16 protein-coding genes are annotated in these 18,642 nt (G+C 72.0%); 9 read left to right on the forward strand and 7 right to left on the reverse strand.

Annotated features, from left to right (window positions below; all coding sequences use genetic code 11):
* Both ACH4OA_RS21405 and cimA read left to right on the forward strand, forming a co-directional pair.
* Positions 1-1,311, forward strand: coding sequence for an MFS transporter (locus tag ACH4OA_RS21405; protein WP_397943038.1), 1,311 nt, complete (start codon positions 1-3; stop codon positions 1,309-1,311).
* Between the two features lie 285 nt (positions 1,312-1,596).
* Positions 1,597-3,207, forward strand: coding sequence for a citramalate synthase (cimA, locus tag ACH4OA_RS21410; protein WP_397970193.1), 1,611 nt, complete (start codon positions 1,597-1,599; stop codon positions 3,205-3,207).
* 138 nt (positions 3,208-3,345) lie between these two features.
* On the opposite strand, the gene ACH4OA_RS21415 is transcribed toward cimA, so the two are convergent.
* Together ACH4OA_RS21415 and ACH4OA_RS21420 are read right to left on the reverse strand one after the other, a co-directional pair.
* Entirely contained in the window at positions 3,346-3,948 is a 603-nt protein-coding gene (locus ACH4OA_RS21415; RefSeq protein ID WP_397970195.1) for a GPP34 family phosphoprotein, read from the reverse strand.
* 95 nt (positions 3,949-4,043) lie between these two features.
* Positions 4,044-5,909, reverse strand: coding sequence for a ricin-type beta-trefoil lectin domain protein (locus ACH4OA_RS21420; protein WP_397970197.1), 1,866 nt, complete (start codon positions 5,907-5,909; stop codon positions 4,044-4,046).
* A 124-nt stretch (positions 5,910-6,033) separates the two neighbouring features.
* Between ACH4OA_RS21420 and ACH4OA_RS21425 the strand changes: the two genes are divergently transcribed.
* Both ACH4OA_RS21425 and ACH4OA_RS21430 read left to right on the forward strand, forming a co-directional pair.
* A complete protein-coding gene (locus ACH4OA_RS21425; protein WP_397970199.1) occupies positions 6,034-9,048 on the forward strand; it encodes a glycoside hydrolase family 3 protein in 3,015 nt (1,004 codons plus the stop codon).
* Positions 9,049-9,101: 53 nt separating this feature from the next.
* Complete coding sequence (locus ACH4OA_RS21430) at positions 9,102-10,481, forward strand: hypothetical protein (protein ID WP_397970201.1); 1,380 nt, start codon at positions 9,102-9,104, stop codon at positions 10,479-10,481.
* A gap of 3 nt (positions 10,482-10,484) precedes the next feature.
* On the opposite strand, the gene ACH4OA_RS21435 is transcribed toward ACH4OA_RS21430, so the two are convergent.
* Both ACH4OA_RS21435 and ACH4OA_RS21440 read right to left on the reverse strand, forming a co-directional pair.
* Positions 10,485-10,721: a DUF397 domain-containing protein gene (locus ACH4OA_RS21435; protein ID WP_397970203.1), complete on the reverse strand. Its 237-nt coding sequence runs from the start codon at positions 10,719-10,721 to the stop codon at positions 10,485-10,487.
* On the reverse strand, positions 10,718-11,539 hold the full coding sequence (locus ACH4OA_RS21440) for a Scr1 family TA system antitoxin-like transcriptional regulator (RefSeq protein ID WP_397970205.1): 822 nt from the start codon (positions 11,537-11,539) through the stop codon (positions 10,718-10,720). The genes ACH4OA_RS21435 and ACH4OA_RS21440 overlap by 4 nt, the downstream gene beginning before the upstream one ends.
* 112 nt (positions 11,540-11,651) lie before the next feature.
* Here ACH4OA_RS21440 and ACH4OA_RS21445 point away from each other — a divergent pair, with 112 nt between their 5' ends.
* From ACH4OA_RS21445 to ACH4OA_RS21465, 5 genes are all read left to right on the forward strand, one after another.
* Positions 11,652-12,050, forward strand: a complete 399-nt coding sequence (locus ACH4OA_RS21445) for an ATP-binding protein (protein WP_397943052.1) — start codon at positions 11,652-11,654, stop codon at positions 12,048-12,050.
* Between the two features lie 112 nt (positions 12,051-12,162).
* Entirely contained in the window at positions 12,163-12,669 is a 507-nt protein-coding gene (locus ACH4OA_RS21450) for a hypothetical protein (RefSeq protein ID WP_397943054.1), read from the forward strand.
* 15 nt (positions 12,670-12,684) lie between these two features.
* Positions 12,685-15,003, forward strand: coding sequence for a polysaccharide lyase 8 family protein (locus ACH4OA_RS21455; protein WP_397970207.1), 2,319 nt, complete (start codon positions 12,685-12,687; stop codon positions 15,001-15,003).
* A 154-nt stretch (positions 15,004-15,157) separates the two neighbouring features.
* A complete protein-coding gene (locus tag ACH4OA_RS21460; protein WP_397943057.1) occupies positions 15,158-16,753 on the forward strand; it encodes an acyl-CoA carboxylase subunit beta in 1,596 nt (531 codons plus the stop codon).
* Positions 16,754-16,788: 35 nt separating this feature from the next.
* The gene (locus tag ACH4OA_RS21465) at positions 16,789-16,980 is read left to right on the forward strand and encodes an acyl-CoA carboxylase subunit epsilon (RefSeq protein ID WP_397970209.1); all 192 of its coding nucleotides are present in this window, start codon (positions 16,789-16,791) and stop codon (positions 16,978-16,980) included.
* 97 nt (positions 16,981-17,077) lie between these two features.
* Here ACH4OA_RS21465 and ACH4OA_RS21470 read toward each other — a convergent pair whose 3' ends face one another.
* The 3 genes from ACH4OA_RS21470 to ACH4OA_RS21480 form a co-directional block, all read right to left on the reverse strand.
* On the reverse strand, positions 17,078-17,383 hold the full coding sequence (locus ACH4OA_RS21470) for a hypothetical protein (RefSeq protein WP_397943061.1): 306 nt from the start codon (positions 17,381-17,383) through the stop codon (positions 17,078-17,080).
* Between the two features lie 67 nt (positions 17,384-17,450).
* Entirely contained in the window at positions 17,451-18,032 is a 582-nt protein-coding gene (locus tag ACH4OA_RS21475; protein WP_093769009.1) for an ATP/GTP-binding protein, read from the reverse strand.
* Positions 18,013-18,612 (reverse strand): DUF742 domain-containing protein, encoded by a 600-nt coding sequence (locus ACH4OA_RS21480; protein WP_397944647.1) that lies wholly within the window; start codon positions 18,610-18,612, stop codon positions 18,013-18,015. Before ACH4OA_RS21480 ends, ACH4OA_RS21475 begins: the two co-directional genes overlap by 20 nt.
* Positions 18,613-18,642: the final 30 nt, after the last annotated feature.

Genomic DNA, 18,642 nt, shown 5'->3' on the forward strand with positions numbered 1-18,642 from the left:
ATGGGACGTCACCACTGGAAGAAGATCTGGGTCGGTTCGGCGGGGAACATGGTCGAGTGGTTCGACTGGTTCGTCTACGCCAGCTTCGCCACCTATTTCGCCGGCGCGTTCTTCCCGAGCGGCAACCCCACCGCGCAGCTCATGAACACCGCCGGCATCTTCGCCGTCGGTTTCTTCATGCGCCCGGTGGGCGGCTGGCTGCTGGGCCGGGTCGGCGACCGCAAGGGCCGCAAGGCGGCCCTCACCCTGACCGTCACGCTCATGTCGGCCTCGGCTCTCCTCATCGCCGTCGCCCCCACCTACGGCGTCGCCGGCTACGGCGGCGCGCTCGTCCTGCTCGTCGCCCGGCTGCTCCAGGGTCTGTCCGTGGGCGGCGAGTACGCGGCCAGCGCCACCTATCTCACCGAGGCGTCGGACCCCGCCCGGCGCGGCTTCGCCTCCAGCTTCCAGTACGTGTCCATGACGGCCGGCCAGATCGCGGGCCTGGGCCTGCAGATCATCCTCCAGCGGACCATGTCCGACGAGGCCCTGCACAGCTACGGCTGGCGCATCCCGTTCATCGTGGGCGCGCTCGGCGCGGCGGTCGTCTTCTACCTGCGCCGCACCATGCTGGAGACCGAGGTGTACGCGGAGGACACCTCGGGCGCGGCCGAGCGCGGCACGCTGCGCGCCCTGTGGCGGCACCGGCGGGAGGCGTTCCTGGTGATCGCCCTGACCATGGGCGGCACGGTGGCGTACTACACGTACACCACCTATCTCACCAAGTACCTGTCCAACTCGGCGGGCCTGTCCAAGCAGACGGCGACCCTGGTCTCCTTCACCGCGCTGATCGTCTTCGCCTGCCTCCAGCCGCTCGCGGGCGCCCTGTCCGACCGCGTCGGCCGCCGTCCGCTGCTGATCACCTTCGCGGTCGGCTCCACCTTCCTGACGGTGCCGGTCATGACGCTGCTGCGGCACGCGGACGGCTACTGGTCCGCCCTCGGCCTCGCCCTGCTCGCGCTGGTCGTGGTCACCGGCTACACCTCGATCAACGCCTGTGTGAAGGCGGAGCTGTTCCCGACCGGCATCCGCGCGCTGGGCGTGGCCCTGCCGTACGCCCTCGCCAACGCCCTGTTCGGCGGCACCGCCGAGTACGTCGCGCTGTGGTTCAAGAAGGCCGGCATGGAGTCCGGCTTCTACTGGTATGTGGCCGCCTGCGCCGCCGTCTCCCTGGTCGTGTACGTCACGATGCGCGAGACCAAGGACCTGGACCTGGCCCGGGTCAGCGCCGCCGAGGACTCCGGGGAGTCCAGCCTGACGCCCGCATCCTGAGACGGGCGGTGAGCCGGGGGCGGGGCTGTGCCAGACTGCCCCCGTGTTCTCGCTCGCCATGATTATCGGCAGCAGGCGCGCCGGTCCGCAGTGACCACCTCGTACAACCACGTGCGGGTGGCCACCGTCGTCCTCGACCCGCGCGCAGACCTCTCGCACCCGCGAGGGGTTTTTTCGTTTTACGGCCCCACCTTCGGCCGGGAGCGGAGCGCGCGGGAGTATTGGGGGGACGGTGGAACCGGTCATTCCGGTAAGACCGAAGATTCACAACAGGAGTCCTGAGACATGACCGAGACGGCCACCAGCGAGCGCGACGACTCGTTCCACGTCTTCGACACGACGCTGCGCGACGGCGCGCAGCGCGAGGGCATCAACCTCACCGTCGCGGACAAGCTCGCCATCGCCCGGCACCTGGACGACTTCGGCGTCGGCTTCATCGAGGGCGGCTGGCCCGGCGCGAACCCGCGGGACACCGAGTTCTTCGCCCGCGCCCGCGAGGAGATCGACTTCCGGCACGCCGAGCTGGTCGCCTTCGGCGCCACCCGCCGCGCCGGCGCGAAGGCCGCCGAGGACCCGCAGGTCAGGGCGCTGCTGGAGTCCGGTGCCCCGGTCATCACCCTGGTCGCCAAGTCGCACGACCGGCATGTGGAGCTGGCGCTGCGCACCACGCTGGACGAGAACCTGGAGATGGTCCGCGACACCGTGTCGTACCTGAAGGACCAGGGCCGCCGGGTCTTCGTGGACTGCGAGCACTTCTTCGACGGCCACCGCGCCAACCCGCGCTACGCCGAGGCCGTCGTCCGCACCGCCGCCGAGGCCGGCGCCGACGTCGTGGTGCTGTGCGACACCAACGGCGGCATGCTGCCCGCCGAGGTCCACGCGACCGTCGCCGCCGTCCTGGCCGCCACCGGCGCCCGGCTCGGCATCCACGCCCAGGACGACACCGGCTGCGCGGTCGCCAACACCCTGGCCGCCGTGGACGCGGGCGCCACCCACGTGCAGTGCACGGCCAACGGCTACGGCGAGCGCGTCGGCAACGCCAACCTGTTCCCGGTGGTCGCGGCGCTGGAGCTGAAGTACGGCAGGAAGGTGCTGCCGGACGGCAAGCTGCGCGAGACCACCCGCATCTCGCACGCCGTCGCCGAGGTCGTCAACCTCACCCCGTCCACGCACCAGCCGTACGTGGGCGTCTCCGCCTTCGCGCACAAGGCCGGGCTGCACGCCTCCGCCATCAAGGTCGACCCGGACCTGTACCAGCACATCGACCCCGAACTCGTCGGCAACACCATGCGCATGCTGGTCTCCGACATGGCGGGCCGCGCCTCGGTGGAGCTGAAGGGCAAGGAGCTGGGCATCGACCTGGGCGGCGACCGGGAGCTGGTCGGCCGGGTGGTCGAGCGGGTCAAGGAGCGGGAGCTCAAGGGCTACACCTACGAGGCCGCCGACGCCTCCTTCGAGCTGCTGCTGCGCGCCGAGGTCCAGGGCCGTCCGCTCAGGTACTTCGACGTCGAGTCCTGGCGGGCCATCGTGGAGGACCGTCCCGACGGCACCCACGCCAACGAGGCCACGGTCAAGCTGTGGGCCAAGAGCGAGCGGATCGTCGCCACCGCCGAGGGCAACGGCCCGGTCAACGCGCTCGACCGCGCGCTGCGCGTGGCGCTGGAGAAGATCTACCCGCAGCTCGCCCGGCTGGAGCTGGTCGACTACAAGGTCCGCATCCTGGAGGGCAAGCACGGCACGTCCTCCACCACCCGGGTGCTGATCTCCACCTCGGACGGCTCGGGCGAGTGGGCGACGGTCGGTGTGGCGGAGAACGTCATCGCCGCCTCCTGGCAGGCCCTGGAGGACGCCTACACCTACGGCCTGCTCCGGGCGGGCGTGGAGCCGCCCGAGTAGCCGTCCGGCGGCTCAGACGGGCGTGGAGGCCGCCCGAGTAGCCGTCCGGCCGCTCAAGTGGGCGCCCTGAGCCGCTGTACAGCCGTGCGGCGGGCCGCTCAGGCGGGCGGGGCGGCCCGCCCACGGCCGGCCGGCCGCTCAGGGCGCCCGCCAGATGTTGTCGAAGGCGACGTTCTCGATGCGGCGCCGCTCGCGCACGGCCCCCAGTTCGGTGACCGCGTCGCCGACCGCGAGCAGCACGGTGACGACGGCCTCGTCCTCGGGGGCCGTCCCGGGCGGCCGGCCGGCGCCGATGCCCAGGGTGTCCGCGAGCCCGGTGAGGACCGGGTCGCGGGACTCCCAGCGGTCGGTCGCGTGGCGCCGGGCGGAGGTGTCGGCGTGCACGGCGTCGCCGCCCCGCACCGGCCACCAGTGCCGGCGCCTGCCGGTGATCTGCCCGGCGCCCTCCAGGACGTCGTGGTAGGCCACGGCCAGTCCTTCGCCGCGCCGCCACAGCCAGTCCTCGACGCTCTCGTACGGCTCCTCGCGGACCAGCCTCGCGCCGGCCTCGTCCAGCATCCGGTCACCCGTGGTCAGCACCGGTCCCGGCACGATGCGCTCGCCCTCCAGGGTGAGCGCGCGCACCCCGAGCAGGTCGATCAGCTCCGCGCCGGCCAGCGCCAGCGACAGATCGCCCTGCTCGACGGGGTGCTCGCCGGGCACGTCCAGGCTCACGAGGAAGAGATCCTGCGGTGTCGTCATGGTCACCACCATGGTCCGCGGGTGCCCGTTCGGCGACACGGCACACCGGGCATCGCCGCCGCGGCCCCCGTGTGTCGCATGACCGCCCTACCGTCTCACCGCAGGGTCCACTTCTGGTTGGCGGCTCCGGTGCAGGTCCAGATCTGGGCGCGGGCGCCGTTCGCCGGGGAGTTGTCGGTGACGTCGAGGCACTTGCCGGCCGCCGTGTTCACCACGTCACCGGTGGCCGCGTCGTACGACCACTGCTGCGCACCGGTCCCGTTGCAGTCGTACAACTGCGTCTTCGCCCCGTCCGCCGTCGAACCGCCCGTCACGTCCAGGCACTTGCCGAGCACCCGGACGGTGCCGTCGGTGCCCACGGTCCACTGCTGGGCCGCGCTGCCGTTGCAGTCGTAGAGCTGCGCCGCCGTGCCGTTGGCGGCGGAACCGCCCGCCGCGTCCAGGCACTTGCCGGCCAGTCCGGTGAACGCGCCGGTGCGGGCGCCGCCGCCGGACTGGGTGCCGGACCAGGTGAAGGTCGCCGAGGTCCTCGCGGGCAGCGTGTACGTGGCGTGCTGGGAGCCCCAGTCGAGGGTGACCGTCCGGGCGGCGGAGGAGCCGTTGTAGGCGATGAGCGCCTTGCCGCCGTCCGGGTTGCGCCAGGCCACGTTGGGCACCGTGGCGGAGGCGGTGGAGGCGATCCGCTGGGCGCCGGGCCGGACGAACTTGGTCAGGTGGCCCATGTCGTAGTACTCGACGGTGTAGTCCACGGTCCCGCTCGCGCCGTCGCCGTTGTGCACGGTGACCAGGCCGGTGCAGGTGCCGCAGCCGCCGTAGTGCGGGCCCATGTTCTGGTCGACGGCCAGCGACCACTTGGTCACCGACTTCGCCCAGTTGCGGGTGTAGTCGATGATGTTCGCCATGTCCTCGTGCTGCTGGTCGGCGATCCAGGTGCCGCCGGAGTGCTCGGTGCCGAAGGCGTCCAGCCCCGGGTACTGGTTGTGCACGGACGTCTGCTTGGCGATGTCGCCGCCGTAGCCGTGCCAGGCGATGCCGCCGAAGTTGGGGTGGTTGCGGACGGCCGGGTCGTCCACGGTCTGGGCGGCGTAGGAGTCGTAGACGTCCCAGTTCCAGTCGTGGGCGAGCACCTTGGTGCTCAGGCCGGCCGCCTGGAGCTTGGGCAGCAGCTCGTTCTTGGTGAAGTAGGCGAGGCCGCTGGCGTTCCAGCTCATCGACGGGTAGCCGGAGCAGCAGGTCGGCTCGTTCTGCGGGGTGACGTACCGGACGTCGATGCCCTGGTCCTTGTAGGCCTGGAGGTACTTGACGAAGTAGGAGGCGTACGCCCCGTAGTCCTCCGCCTTCAGCCAGCCGCCGTTGAGCGAGCCGCTGTCCTTCATCCAGGCCGGTGCCGTCCACGGCGAGGCCATCACGGTCAGGGACGGGTTGAGCTGGAGCGCCTGCCGGGTCAGCGGGACCACGTCGGCCAGGTCGTGCGCCAGGGAGAACCTCGCCAGCGACGGGTCGCTCTGGCCGGCCGGCACGTCGTCGTAGGTGTAGCCGTAGCGGGCCAGGTCGGAGGCGCCCATCGGGTTGCGCAGGAACGACAGGCCGATGCCGTCGGTGGGGGAGAACAGCTTGCGCAGGGTGGCGTCCCGGGTCGCCGGGGACAGCGCCCCGCTGCTGTTCAGCAGCCAGGCCGCGGTGTCCGTGAAGGACGCGCCGCCGCCGGTGAAGGTCTGGTAGCGGGTGTTCTCGTCCACGCTGATGTGCTCGCCGCCGCCGCCCGTCCCGGACTGGAAGGCGAACGGCGTCTGCGGCTGCAGGCCGCGCACGACGTGCCGGCCGGCGGAGTCGTCGGTGGTGGTGAGCCAGGCGGTGACCTGCTCACCGGTGGCGTGCGCGGGAGGTACGGCCAGGGTGAGGCCGGCGGCGGAGAGCAGTCCGGCGAGGAGCAGCCGGACCGCGCGGGGGGTTCTCCTCATGGTGCGTCGCCCTTCCTGTCGGCTCAGGCGAGCTGACGGGTCGTCTTGACGGGAATGTGCACCCCTAGTTAACTCACGGCGTGAGCTAAGCCATGAGTGAAACATGAGAGCCGAGGGAAGGTCCATGCGCAGAACCGCCCTGCTCGCCTCCGCCGCGCTCCTCGCCGGTCTGCTGCCCTGGGCGGCGACCGCGCGAGCCGCCGACACACCGGCGCCCGTCGCCGTCGACCGCTTCGAAGGCGAGGTCCCCTTCGCCGCCCAGCCCGCCGAGGGCATCTTCACCTGGGGCGGGGACACCGACGACCGGCCCGCGCTCCGCCTCGCCGACCGCGCCGACGCGCCCGAGGGCGCCAAGGTGCTCGCCGGGAGCTACGACATCAGCGGCTACGGCGGCTTCACCCACGACTACGCCGCCGCCGCGCCCGCCCACGACTGGTCCGGCCGCCGGGGCATCCGCTTCTGGTGGGACGGCCGGAACAACGGCCGGAAGATCACCTTCGAGATCAAGGACGGCGGCGCCCACGGCGAGGCGTCCGAGCTGTGGAACGCCTCCTTCACCGACGACTTCACCGGCTGGAAGCAGATAGAACTGCCCTTCACGGACTTCGCGTACCGCACCGACTACCAGCCCGTCGGCGGCATCGACCACGTCCTCGGCCTCACCGCCATGTGGGGCTACTCCGTCACCCTCCCGCCCGGCGCCAAGGGCGACTTCGCCATGGACGGCGTGGAGCTGTACGGCACGGCCGACCCGGCGCTGCGCGCCTCCGTCACCACGGACGCGGCCGTCTACCCGGTGCGGGAGGGCGGCACGGCCAAGGTGAAGGTCACCGTCGCCACCACCGGCGACCAGCCGCTCGCCGATCCGGTGACCGTCGCCTACGCCACGGCGGACGGCACCGCCACCGCCGGCGCCGACTACACGCCCGTGACCGGCACCCTCACCTTCCCGGCCGGCACCGCCTCCGGCACCGCGCGGACCGTCGAGGTGCCCACCCGCCGGGACAAGGCCGCCGAACCCGCCGAGACCGTCCCGCTGAAGCTGACGGTCACCGGCGCCAAGGCGCCCGCCGAGACCCCGCAGGTCGTCATCGACGCCCACGGACTGCCGTACCTGGACGCCCGGCTGCCGGTCCGCAAGCGGGTCGCCGACCTGCTGGGCCGGATGTCCCTGGCGGAGAAGGCCGGCCAGATGACCCAGGCCGAGCGCGGCGCCGTGGGCCAGGGCGCCGACGTCACCGGCTACGCCCTCGGCTCCCTGCTGTCCGGCGGCGGCTCGACCCCCACGCCCAACACCCCCGAGGCGTGGGCGCGGATGATCGACGGCTTCCAGCTCCGCGCGCAGGCCACCCGCTTCCAGATACCGCTGGTCTACGGCGTCGACGCGGTGCACGGCCACAACAACCTCGTCGGTGCCACGATCCTGCCGCACAACATCGGCATCGGCGCCGCCCGCGATCCGCACCTCGCCTACGAGACCGGCGCGGTGACGGCCGCCGAGGTCCGCGCCACCGGCGTCCCCTGGGACTTCGCGCCCTGTCTGTGCGTGAGCCGCGACGAACGCTGGGGCCGCTCGTACGAGTCCTACGGCGAGGACCCGGCGCTCGTGCAGGCCATGGAGCCGGTGATCCAGGGTCTCCAGGGCCGCGCCGACGGCTCCGACCTGGACCGCGCCGACAAGGTGCTCGCCACCGCCAAGCACTTCGTGGCCGACGGCGGCACCGCGTACGGCTCCTCCACCACGGGCGGCTACACCATCGACCAGGGCGTCACCAAGGTCACCCGCGAGCAGTTGGAGGACATCCACCTCGCGCCGTACCGGCAGGCCGTCGAGCGGGGCATCGGCACGGTCATGCCGTCGTACTCCTCGCTGGACATCACCGGTGACGGCCAGGGTGCCGTGAAGATGCACGCGCGCGGCGACATGATCGACGGCGTGCTCAAGGGCCGCCTGGGCTTCGACGGCTTCGTGATCAGCGACTACAACGCCCTCGACCAGCTCCCCGGCGACTACGCCGCACACGTCCGCACGGTCGTCAACGCGGGCGTGGACATGGCGATGGTGCCCAGTTCGTACAAGGAGTTCGCCACCGATCTCGTCGCCGAGGTGCGGGCGGGCCGGATCAGCGAGCAGCGGATCGACGACGCCGTCGCCCGCATCCTGACCCAGAAGTTCCGCCTGGGCCTCTTCGAGCACCCGTACGCCGACACCCGCGGCGCCGCCGCCATCGGCTCGCCGGCCCACCGCGCGGTCGCCCGCCGGGCCGCCGCCGAGTCGCAGGTGCTGCTGAAGAACGCGGGCGGGGTGCTGCCGCTGAAGAAGAGCGAGAAGGTGTACGTCGCCGGGTCCAACGCCGACGACATCGGCAACCAGACCGGCGGCTGGACCGTCACCTGGCAGGGCTCCTCCGGGAACATCGTGCCCGGCACCACCATCCTCCAGGGCATGCGCCGGGCGGGCGGGAACGTCACCTACTCGAAGGACGCCTCCGCCCCGACCGACGGCTACGACGTGGGGGTGGTCGTCGTCGGCGAGACCCCGTACGCCGAGGGCGCCGGCGATGTCGGCAACGGCCACGACCTGGCCCTGTCCGCCGCCGACCAGGCCGCCGTGGACAAGGTCTGCGCGGCGATGAGGTGCGCGGTGCTGATCGTCTCCGGCCGCCCGCAGCTCATCGGCGACCGGCTGGACCGGATCGACGCGCTGGTCGCCTCCTGGCTGCCCGGCACCGAGGGCGACGGCGTCGCCGACGTCCTCTACGGCAGGCGCGCCTTCACCGGCCGGCTCCCGGTCACCTGGCCGAAGTCCGAGGCGCAGCTCCCGGTCAACGTGGGCGACACGGCGTACGACCCGCAGTTCCCGTACGGCTGGGGCCTGACCACCCTCGCCCCGGCGCCTAAGGGCGACGCGGCCACCCTGCGCGGCCTCGCCGTCCGGGCGGCGGCGGCCGAGCGGCACGGGGACGGACGGACCGGACGCGCGCTGGTGGCCCGGGCCCGGCTGCTGGTCCAGCAGAAGGCGGCCGGCCACCTCACCGAGGCGGTCTCCCGGCCCTTCGCCGACGCCGACCACCTGCTGCTGACCGGACGGTACGGAAAGGCGGTGGAGAAGCTGGCGGCGGCCTACCGGGCGGCCTGACCCGGACGCCGCACGACCGACCGCTTCCGGGAGGCTTCGGGTAGGTTCGAGACATGAAGGCCGTGTCGCGGAACCGAAGCCTCCCCGCACTGCTGCTGGCCGTGCTGGTCCTGGTGCTGACGACCACGTTCGCACCCGGGGCCGGTGCGGCCACCGGCGTCTCCGAGATCGCCCGTGCCCTGCGGGCGAACCCGGTCTACGTCGACCCGGCCGCCCGGGACCAGCTCTCGGCGGCCGACGCCGACACCCTCGGCCGGCGGATCAAGGACGCCGGGAAACCCGTGTTCATCGCGGTCCTCCCGGCGGGCTACCGCACCGCGAACCTCTTCTCCGACCTGCGCGCCGCGACCGGCGTCACCGGTCTGTACGGCATCCGCCTCGGCGACCGCTTCGACGCCCGCGCCGACTCCTCCGTCCTGTCGCCCACGGCCCGGCGCAATCTGGTCGCGAGCGTCCAGGGCGAGGACGCCAAGGCCCAGCTCGCCGACTTCACCGACCGCGCCCTGGCCAACATGGGCGGCCGTGCCCCGAAGAGCTGGGGCGGCTCGGCCGGGAACGACGGCGTGTCCGGCACGGCCCTGATCACGACGGCCGCGGTCCTGGTGGCCGCGGGCGCGGGCGCGTACGCGCTGGTGCGGCGCGGCCGGCGGCGGCGCGAGCAGGAGCAGCGGGCCGCCCTGGACCGGCTGCGGGTGGTCGTGGACGAGGACATCACCGCGTTCGGCGAGGAGCTGGACCGCCTGGACTTCCAGCCCGCGGAACCGGGCGCGGACGACGCCCAGCGCGCCGACTACGAGCACGCGCTCGACGCCTACGACACCGCCAAGCAGCGCATGGCCGCCGCACAGCGCCCGGAGGACGTGCGCCCGGTCACCGAGGCGCTGGAGGACGGCCGCTTCTCCCTCGCCCGGCTCGCCGCCCGCCGGGAGGGGCGCCCGCTGCCGGAGCGCCGCCCGCCGTGCTTCTTCGACCCCCGCCACGGCCCGTCCGTCACCGACGCCACCTGGACCCCGCCGGGCGGGGCCGACCGCCGGGTCCCGGTCTGCGCCGCCGACGCCGCCCGGCTGGCCGACGGGCGCGATCCCGTGGTCCGCGAGGTCGACACCGACTACGGCCGCCGCCCGTACTGGGACGCGGGCCCGGCCTACGGCCCCTGGGCGGGCGGCTACTTCGGCGGCGGCCTGCTGCCCGGCCTCCTCGTCGGCACCATGCTCGGCGGCCTGATGGCGGGCCCCGCCTACGCCGCGGACTACGGCACCGGGTACGGCGACTTCGGCGACTACGGCGCGGGCGGCTACCAGGGCGGAGACGTCTCCGGCACCGACTTCGACCCCGGAGACTTCGGGGGCGGCTTCGGTGACGGAGGCGGCTTCGACGGCGGCGGCGGAGGGGACTTCGGCGGGGGCGGCGGCGACTTCGGCGGAGGCTACTGAGCCCTAGACGCCCTTGAGGAACTCGCTCCAGGTGCCGGGAGAGAGGGTGAGGACGGGGCCGGCCGGGATCTTGGAGTCGCGGATGTGGACGGCGGCGGGGTGCGCGGCTACCTCGACGCAGTTGCCACCTTCGTCGCTGCTGTAGCTGGACTTGCGCCAATCGCAAGCGACTTCAAGGCAGTCGCCGCCCTGGCTGCCGCTGTAGCTGGACTTGAACCATGCCAGTGCTGCGGTGTTCATGACTCTCCTAGCAGTCCCTTCAGGAGGCGCACGCTCTCGTCGGGTGAGAGGGCCTGGGACCGCAGCATTCCATACTGGAGGTGATAGTCGCTGACCTCATCGGGATCATCGACGAGAAAACTGGCGCGCTGCACCTCCAGGTAGATCAGGCGCTCGTACTCGGGCGTCTCCAGCAGCACCATCGGACCGTCGAGACAAGCGTGGGGTGTCCGGCTCTCGGGCATGATCTGGAAACTCATGTGGACGGGCTCGGTGTACTCCAGGATCTGCCGGATCTGCGCCCGCATCACCTCCGGCCCGCCGACATCCCGCCGCAGGATGCTCTCCTCCAGCACGAAGTGCCCCACCGGCGGTCGTTCCCGCTGCCAGATCAACTGCCGTTCCATACGAGCGTTGACCCACTGCTCGGCTGTCTCGCTGCCGATCGCTGGATAGCGGTAGTCGAAGACCGCACGGCAGTACTCGGGTGTCTGAAGGAGTCCTGGAACCACCAGGCTCTGGTACGAGAGGACGCTTACCGCTTCCTGCTCGTGATCCACCAGCCCCTGCGCGAACTGCACGATCCGGTCCCGGACCGGCAGCTTCGCCACCACCACCGTTAACGCCCCGCCTGTACCCAGCAGTTCATCGAACTGCTCGGCGCGGTCCGGCTGGAGGGCCAGCCTCCCCTGCTCGATCGACCTGACCGTGTCGACGGAGATGCTGGCCAGCTCCGCCAACTGTTCCTGCGTGAGACGCGCCTTCTTCCTGTAGTGCGCCACGAGCGCACCCACCGCGTACCACGAACCGACTTTCTTGGGCCTCGATGCCGCGTGCATGGCCGTTCCTTTCCCCCGAACGCACGCCGATCCGTCGTAGTGGACTCGTAGCAATGAGAACTACGACCTCACTCACTGACCCACTGTAGTGACACACAGTGACACTCGCCTCGTGAACGCACAGACTCAGCACTCCCACGCCCGCCAGGTCTTCTGCCGCCGTGACCGCAGGTCGGTACGGTTCGCACGGGAGTTCGCCCGGCGGACGCTGGCCGAGTGGGCCGCCACCGAGCGCGGCGACGACGTATTGCTCTGCGTGAGCGAGCTGACGACCAACGCCGTGCTGCACGGCGTCCCCGCCGGCCGGGGTTTCCTGCTCCGCCTGGCCCGGCACGCCGACGGCGTCCTGCGGGTGGAGGTGCACGACAGCGGTCCCGGCGAGGTCCGCGTCCCGGAGCCGTCCACGGTGGCGGAGCACGGCCGGGGGCTGCTCCTCGTCGCCGCGCTGGCGGACAAGTGGGGCGTGGGGGAACGCGATCCGGGCAAGATCGTGTGGTGCGAGTTCGGCTAGGCCCGGTCGTGTCCGCCCTCTGGCGCGGCCCCCGGCCCCTCGGGCACCATCTGCCTGCACCACCTGCACAGCCGCCCCCCGCGAAACCACGGCCCACCGCAGGAAGGTCCCCATGAAGCCGTTCACGCTGCGCTCGCTCGTCACCGCGCTCGCCCTCGTGGCCGCGCCCGGTATCGCCGTCCTCGGCACGGCGACCGACGCGTTCGCCGTCACGAAGATCAGCCACGCGACCGCCACGTCGATGTTCCGCCAGGCCGGCATCACCTGGTCGTCGTCCGGCAACTGCTCGGACCGCAACAACTCCACCTGTACGTCGTTCGAGCAGCTCAACCTGGCCACCGCCCAGGGCGCCCAGACCCTCAAGAGCGCCAGCGGCTGCGCCCTCAACATCACCGGCGGCACCGAGACCGGCCACGCCTCCGGCACCTACTCGCACTGGAACGGCTACAAACTGGACTACGGCAAGAACACGTGCGTGACGTCGTACGTCAAGAACACCTTCACCTACATCGGTCTGCGCGGCGACGGCGCCCCGCAGTACCAGTCCGGGTCCGGCAACATCTACGCCGACGAGGGCAGCCACTGGGACGTCCTCTACTACAACTGCGGCGGCTGCTGAGCCGGGGGCGGGGCGGTGACCGGGGCCCTGGGTCCGACCCGACGCGCGCTGCTGCTGGCCGCCGCCCTCGCCGCCGCCCCCGCGCACGGCGCGCGGGCGGCCGGCGAGGACCCGTACGAGACGCTGCGCCGGCGCTGGCTCGGCATCGCGCTCGGCACCGGCTACGACCCGGCCGCCGAGCCGTACGCCTCCCGGCTCGCCGGACTCGGGCAGCGGTCCCGGGAGTTCCAGGCGGCCATGGCCCCGGCCCCGGCCTCCCTCTGGCCCGGCCACCCCTTCGACCCGCCGTCCGGCATCACCTTCAGCTACGGCCGCCTGTGGACCATGACCCAGGCGTACGCGCAGCCCGGCACCGGCGTCACCGGCGACCCCGCGCTGCTCACCGCCGTACTGCGCGGCCTTGACCACCTCTCCGCCACCGTCTACCACCCCGCCACCACCCGCTACGGCAACTGGTGGGAGTGGCAGATCGGCAGCCCGCGCCTCCTGCTGGACATCACGGCCGCGCTGTACGAGCAGGCGGGCCCGGACCGGATCGCGGCGGCCTGCGCGGCCGTCGACCACTTCATTCCGGACACCCTGCTCACCGACTACTCCGGCACCTCCACCGGCGCCAACCGCGTCGACCTGTGCCGCTCGGTCGCCCTGCGCGGCATCCTCGGCCGCAGCCCGGAGAAGACCGCCCTCGCCCGCGACGCCCTCTCGCCCGTCTTCCCGTACGTCACCGAGGGCGACGGGCTCTACGCCGACGGCTCCTTCGTCCAGCACACCTGGGTCGCCTACTCGGGCACCTACGGCCAGGTCCTGCTCGACGGCCTCGGCCGGCTGTTCGCGCTGCTCGCCGGATCGCCGTGGGAGATCACCGACCCCGCCCGGCAGCACGTCCTCGACAGCGTGGAGCGCGCCTACGCGCCGCTGATCCACGACGGACTGGTCATGGACTGCGTCAACGGCCGCGCCATCAGCCGGGGTTACCTGCGCTCCGACGACCAGCAGGTGCTGCGCAGCGACCACTACCACGGGCAGGCCCTGATCGCCGCCCTCGCCCTGCTCGCGGCCGGCGCGAGCGAGGGCGAACGGCGGCGCTGGCACGGCATGATCAAGGGCTGGATCGAACGGGACACCGTGGTACCGATGCTGACGTCCCGTCAGTTCGGCGTCGCCGACCTGGCGCGGCTGCACGCCGTCGCCGCCTCGCCGGTCCCCGCCGCGCCCGAGCCCCCCGGCCACCGCCTCTTCCCGGCCATGGACCGCGCCGTCCACCGCACGCCCCGCTTCACCGCGGCCCTGGCCATGGCCGGTGACCGCATCGCCCACTACGAGTGCGGCAACGGCGAGAATCCGCGCGGCTGGCACACCGGCTCCGGAATGCTGTACTGGTGGCCGTCCGGGAGCAGCGACCAGTACACCGACTGGTACTGGCCCACCGTCGACTGGTACCGGCTGCCCGGCACCACCGTGTCGACTCTCCCGCTCGCCGACCGGGCCGGCGGCGAGTGGGGCGCCCCCCGGCCGGACGTCCGCTGGGTCGGCGGCACCACCGACGGCACCTACGCGGCCGTCGGCCAGCACCTCAAGGGCCTCGGCTCCACCCTCCAGGCCCGCAAGTCCTGGTTCTTCCTCGACGACGCCGTGGTCTGCCTCGGCGCCGGGATCACCTCCACCGACGGCTTCCCGGCCGTGACGGTCGTGGACAACCGCAACCTCGGCGAGAACGGCACGCAGACCTTCGCGCGCGGCCCGGGATGGGCGCACCTGGAGGGACACGGCGGCTGGCTCCTGCCGCACGGCGGCGACCTGCGCACCCTGCGCGAGGACCGCACCGGCGCCTGGTCCGACATCAACACCACCAGCAGCACCGAGCGGCGCACCCGGCGCTGGCAGACCCTCTGGCTCGACCACGGCACCGACCCGCGGGACGCCCGCTACACCTACGTCCTGCTGCCCGGCGCCGGCCGCGCCGAGACCGCCGCCCGCGCCGCCGGCCCGCACTGGCTGACCGTCCTCGCCAACGACACCACCGCCCAGGCCGTCGCCGTCCCCCGGCTGGGCCTGAGGGCGTACACCTTCTGGGGGACCGGTACGGTAGGAGACCTCACCGTCTCGGCCGGCGCGAGCGTGCTCGTCGTCCGCCGGGGCCGTACGGCGAGTCTGCGCGTGAGCGAGCCACCCCGCACCGGCGTCCCGCTGGAGCTGGTCTGGGACCATCCGGTGCGCGCGGTCACCCGGGCCGGCGACGGCGTCCAGGTGCTCTCGGCGGGCCGCCGTCTGAGGCTCCGTGTCACTCCGGGGATGGCATGCGCCACCCACGAATGTGAGGTGGTCCTCGGCTGACCGCCTTGTGGCTTCCCTACAAAAGGATGCCCGTCTGAGCAGTCGGAACGCCTGCATCGCCTGATGGTTCTGTTCACTGGCACCAGGAAAACGGGCCGGAGACTGTACAGAGTCGACGGCTCGCTTTTCTTCGTGTCCTTCGTAAGGTCGCTACATGACCGTTTTGGAAGAGACGACGGGTGAGCCGACGGGCGAGCCGACGGACGCGCGCGGACGGGTCGCCGAACTGCACGAGATCCGCGCCCGGGCCGTGGCCGGCCCGAGCGAGAAGGCGACCGAGGCGCAGCACGCCAAGGGCAAGCTGACGGCGCGCGAGCGGATCGAGCTGCTCCTCGACCCCGGGTCCTTCCAGGAGGTCGAGCAGCTCCGCCGGCACCGGGCGACCGGGTTCGGCCTGGAGGCCAAGAAGCCGTACACCGACGGTGTCATCACCGGCTGGGGCACGGTGGAGGGCCGCACGGTCTTCGTCTACGCCCATGACTTCCGGATCTTCGGCGGCGCGCTGGGCGAGGCCCACGCCACCAAGATCCACAAGATCATGGACATGGCCATCGCGGCCGGCGCGCCGCTGGTCTCCCTGAACGACGGCGCCGGCGCCCGTATCCAGGAGGGCGTCTCCGCCCTCGCCGGCTACGGCGGCATCTTCCAGCGCAACACCAAGGCCAGCGGTGTCATCCCGCAGATCTCGGTGATGCTCGGCCCGTGCGCGGGCGGCGCGGCCTACAGCCCCGCCCTCACCGACTTCGTCTTCATGGTCCGCGAGACCTCGCAGATGTTCATCACCGGCCCCGACGTGGTCAAGGCCGTGACCGGCGAGGAGATCACGCAGAACGGCCTCGGCGGCGCCGACGTGCACGCCGAGACCTCCGGCGTCTGCCACTTCGCCTACGACGACGAGGAGACGTGCATCGCCGAGGTGCGCTACCTCCTGTCGCTGCTGCCGCAGAACAACCGCGAGAACCCGCCGCGGGCGGACTCCTCCGACCCGGTGGAGCGCCGCTCGGACGTCCTCCTCGATCTGGTCCCGGCCGACGGCAACCGGCCCTACGACATGGCCAAGGTCATCGAGGAGATCGTCGACGACGGCGAGTACCTGGAGGTCCACGAGCGCTGGGCGCGCAACATCATCTGCGCCCTCGCCCGGCTCGACGGCCAGGTCGTCGGCATCATCGCCAACCAGCCGCAGGTCCTGGCGGGCGTCCTGGACATCGAGGCGTCCGAAAAAGCTGCACGCTTTGTCCAGATGTGCGACGCTTTCAACATCCCGATCGTCACCTTCCTGGACGTCCCCGGGTTCCTCCCGGGCGTCGACCAGGAGCACGGCGGAATCATCCGCCACGGCGCGAAGCTCCTGTACGCCTACTGCAACGCGACCGTGCCGAGGATCTCCCTCATCCTGCGCAAGGCGTACGGAGGTGCCTACATCGTCATGGACTCCCAGTCGATCGGCGCCGACCTCACCTACGCCTGGCCGACGAACGAGATCGCCGTGATGGGCGCGGAGGGCGCGGCCAACGTCATCTTCCGCCGGCAGATCGCCGCCGCCCAGGACCCCGAGGCCATGCGGCAGAAGATGGTCAAGGAGTACAAGGCCGAGCTGATGCACCCGTACTACGCGGCCGAGCGGGGCCTCGTCGACGACGTCATCGACCCCGCCGAGACCCGCGAGGTGCTGGTGAAGTCCCTGGCGATGCTGCACTCCAAGCACGCCGACCTGCCCTCGCGCAAGCACGGCAACCCCCCGCAGTAACCCAGCGGACACCTCTCTCCCGGAGACTGACACCCATGAGCACTCCTGACATCCGCGTCGAGAAGGGCCACGCCGAGCCCGAGGAGGTCGCCGCCATCACCGCGATCCTCATGGCCCGCGTCGCCGCCCAGCCGTCCACGACCCCGGTCCACCGCGGCCGCCCCCGGGCCGGCTGGCGCCGCCTGGAGCGCGAGGGCGGCTTCCGCGCCCCGCACAGCTGGCACTGACGTCCCGAGCGCGTCCCACGGCCCCGCCACTCCTCCGGGAGTTGCGGGGCCGCGGCATGCCCGCGCCCTCTTCCGGCGCGACTCTGCGGACCTTGGGTCAGCCGTCCCGGCGTCCCCCGTCCCGCTTCCGCGCCCACGCGGCCAGGGGCACGGACACGGTGGCCAGGCAGAGGGCCGGCCACAGGGACGTCAGGCGCAGGCCGGGGGTCCACAGGGACAGCAGGACGGCCGTCAGGAAGACCGTCAGCCAGCCCAGGACCAGCCTGCCGCGCAGCCGGGCCCGCAGCGGGAACAGCAGGGCCGAGGAGACCAGCGCGCTCGGCGCCAGCAGCACCGCCGCCCAGACCAGCGCCGGCCAGCCGTCGATCTCGATCACGTTCAGCACGTTCATCCCCGTAGACATGACGAAAGGGCTCCTGTCACTCAAAAAAGAGTCACAGGAGCCCTCACGGGTTGCCTGACCGGCGGTGTTACCGCAGCCGTGCCATCAGGGCGTGTTCGACGAGGGTGATGAGGGCGCTCTTGGCGTCGGCGCGGTGGCGGGCGTCGGTGGTGATGATGGGGGTGTCGGGGCCGATCTGGAGTGCTTCGCGGACTTCGTCGGGGCTGTAGGGCTGTTGTCCGTCGAAGCCGTTGAGGGCGATGACGAAGGGCAGGCCGGAGTTCTCGAAGTAGTCGACGGCGGGGAAGCAGTCGGCGAGGCGGCGGGTGTCGACGAGGACGATGGCGCCGATGGCGCCGCGGACGAGGTCGTCCCACATGAACCAGAAGCGGTCCTGTCCGGGGGTGCCGAACAGGTAGAGGATGAGGTCCTGGTCCAGGGTGATGCGGCCGAAGTCCATGGCCACCGTGGTGGTGGTCTTGTCCCCGGTGTGGGTGAGGTCGTCGATGCCGGCGGACGCGGACGTCATGACGGCCTCTGTGCGCAGCGGGTTGATCTCCGAGACGGCGCCGACGAACGTGGTCTTGCCCACGCCGAAGCCGCCCGCCACCACGATCTTCGCGGAGGTGGTGGAGCGGGAAGGACCGCCGCTAGAGCTTGCGAAGTCCACTGAGCACCCTTTCGAGCAGTGTCACGTCTGGCTGGCCACCGGCGTTCTCGTCGCCGCCGGGCTGATGGATGGCGACCAGGCCCGCCTCCGCCAAGTCGGCGACGAGGATCCTGGCCACGCCGAGGGGGATCGTCAGCAGGGCCGAGATCTCGGCCACCGACTTGATCTCCCGGCACAGATTGCAGATCCGCTGATGCTCGGGCAGCTGGCCCTGCATCTGGTGCGGAGCAGCGGTGGTGTGCACCAGCGCCTCGATGGCGAGCTGGTAGCGCGGGCGGGTCCGGCCGCCGGTCATGGCGTACGGACGCACCAGGGGGTTGTTCGCCGCCGCCGGGGCCGGCTCGGGACGGCGCTGCGGCTGCACCGGCTGGATGCGCGGGGCCGGCGGCTGGTCGTACGGGGACGGGCCGGGGCCCTGCGGCTGGTCGTACGGCGACGGGCCGGGGCCCTGCGGGACGTAGGGCTGACGGTGGCCGGGGGTGGAGGGGTAGCCGTACCGGTTCGCCGAACCGTCACCCTGGCCCTGTCCGGGGCCGTACGACCAGTTGCCCGTAGACGATCCGCCTGGGGGTGTTGCCACTTTCTCCTCCTCCGACTGCGCCGGGCCCCC

It is taken from the genome of Streptomyces sp. NPDC017095 (assembly GCF_044332325.1).
In the GTDB taxonomy this organism is placed as follows: domain Bacteria; phylum Actinomycetota; class Actinomycetes; order Streptomycetales; family Streptomycetaceae; genus Streptomyces.

What these genes read in the sequence shown, in the direction of transcription:
- cimA (WP_397970193.1), top strand. Translation starts at nt 1,597, where the DNA reads ATGACCGAGACGGCCACCAGCGAGCGCGACGACTCGTTCCACGTCTTC.
- ACH4OA_RS21425 (WP_397970199.1), top strand. Translation starts at nt 6,034, where the DNA reads ATGCGCAGAACCGCCCTGCTCGCCTCCGCCGCGCTCCTCGCCGGTCTG.
- ACH4OA_RS21465 (WP_397970209.1), top strand. Translation starts at nt 16,789, where the DNA reads ATGAGCACTCCTGACATCCGCGTCGAGAAGGGCCACGCCGAGCCCGAG.
- ACH4OA_RS21430 (WP_397970201.1), top strand. Translation starts at nt 9,102, where the DNA reads ATGAAGGCCGTGTCGCGGAACCGAAGCCTCCCCGCACTGCTGCTGGCC.
- ACH4OA_RS21470 (WP_397943061.1), bottom strand. Translation starts at nt 17,383, where the DNA reads ATGTCTACGGGGATGAACGTGCTGAACGTGATCGAGATCGACGGCTGG.
- ACH4OA_RS21405 (WP_397943038.1), top strand. Translation starts at nt 1, where the DNA reads ATGGGACGTCACCACTGGAAGAAGATCTGGGTCGGTTCGGCGGGGAAC.
- ACH4OA_RS21460 (WP_397943057.1), top strand. Translation starts at nt 15,158, where the DNA reads ATGACCGTTTTGGAAGAGACGACGGGTGAGCCGACGGGCGAGCCGACG.
- ACH4OA_RS21450 (WP_397943054.1), top strand. Translation starts at nt 12,163, where the DNA reads ATGAAGCCGTTCACGCTGCGCTCGCTCGTCACCGCGCTCGCCCTCGTG.
- ACH4OA_RS21435 (WP_397970203.1), bottom strand. Translation starts at nt 10,721, where the DNA reads ATGAACACCGCAGCACTGGCATGGTTCAAGTCCAGCTACAGCGGCAGC.
- ACH4OA_RS21415 (WP_397970195.1), bottom strand. Translation starts at nt 3,948, where the DNA reads ATGACGACACCGCAGGATCTCTTCCTCGTGAGCCTGGACGTGCCCGGC.
- ACH4OA_RS21420 (WP_397970197.1), bottom strand. Translation starts at nt 5,909, where the DNA reads ATGAGGAGAACCCCCCGCGCGGTCCGGCTGCTCCTCGCCGGACTGCTC.
- ACH4OA_RS21440 (WP_397970205.1), bottom strand. Translation starts at nt 11,539, where the DNA reads ATGCACGCGGCATCGAGGCCCAAGAAAGTCGGTTCGTGGTACGCGGTG.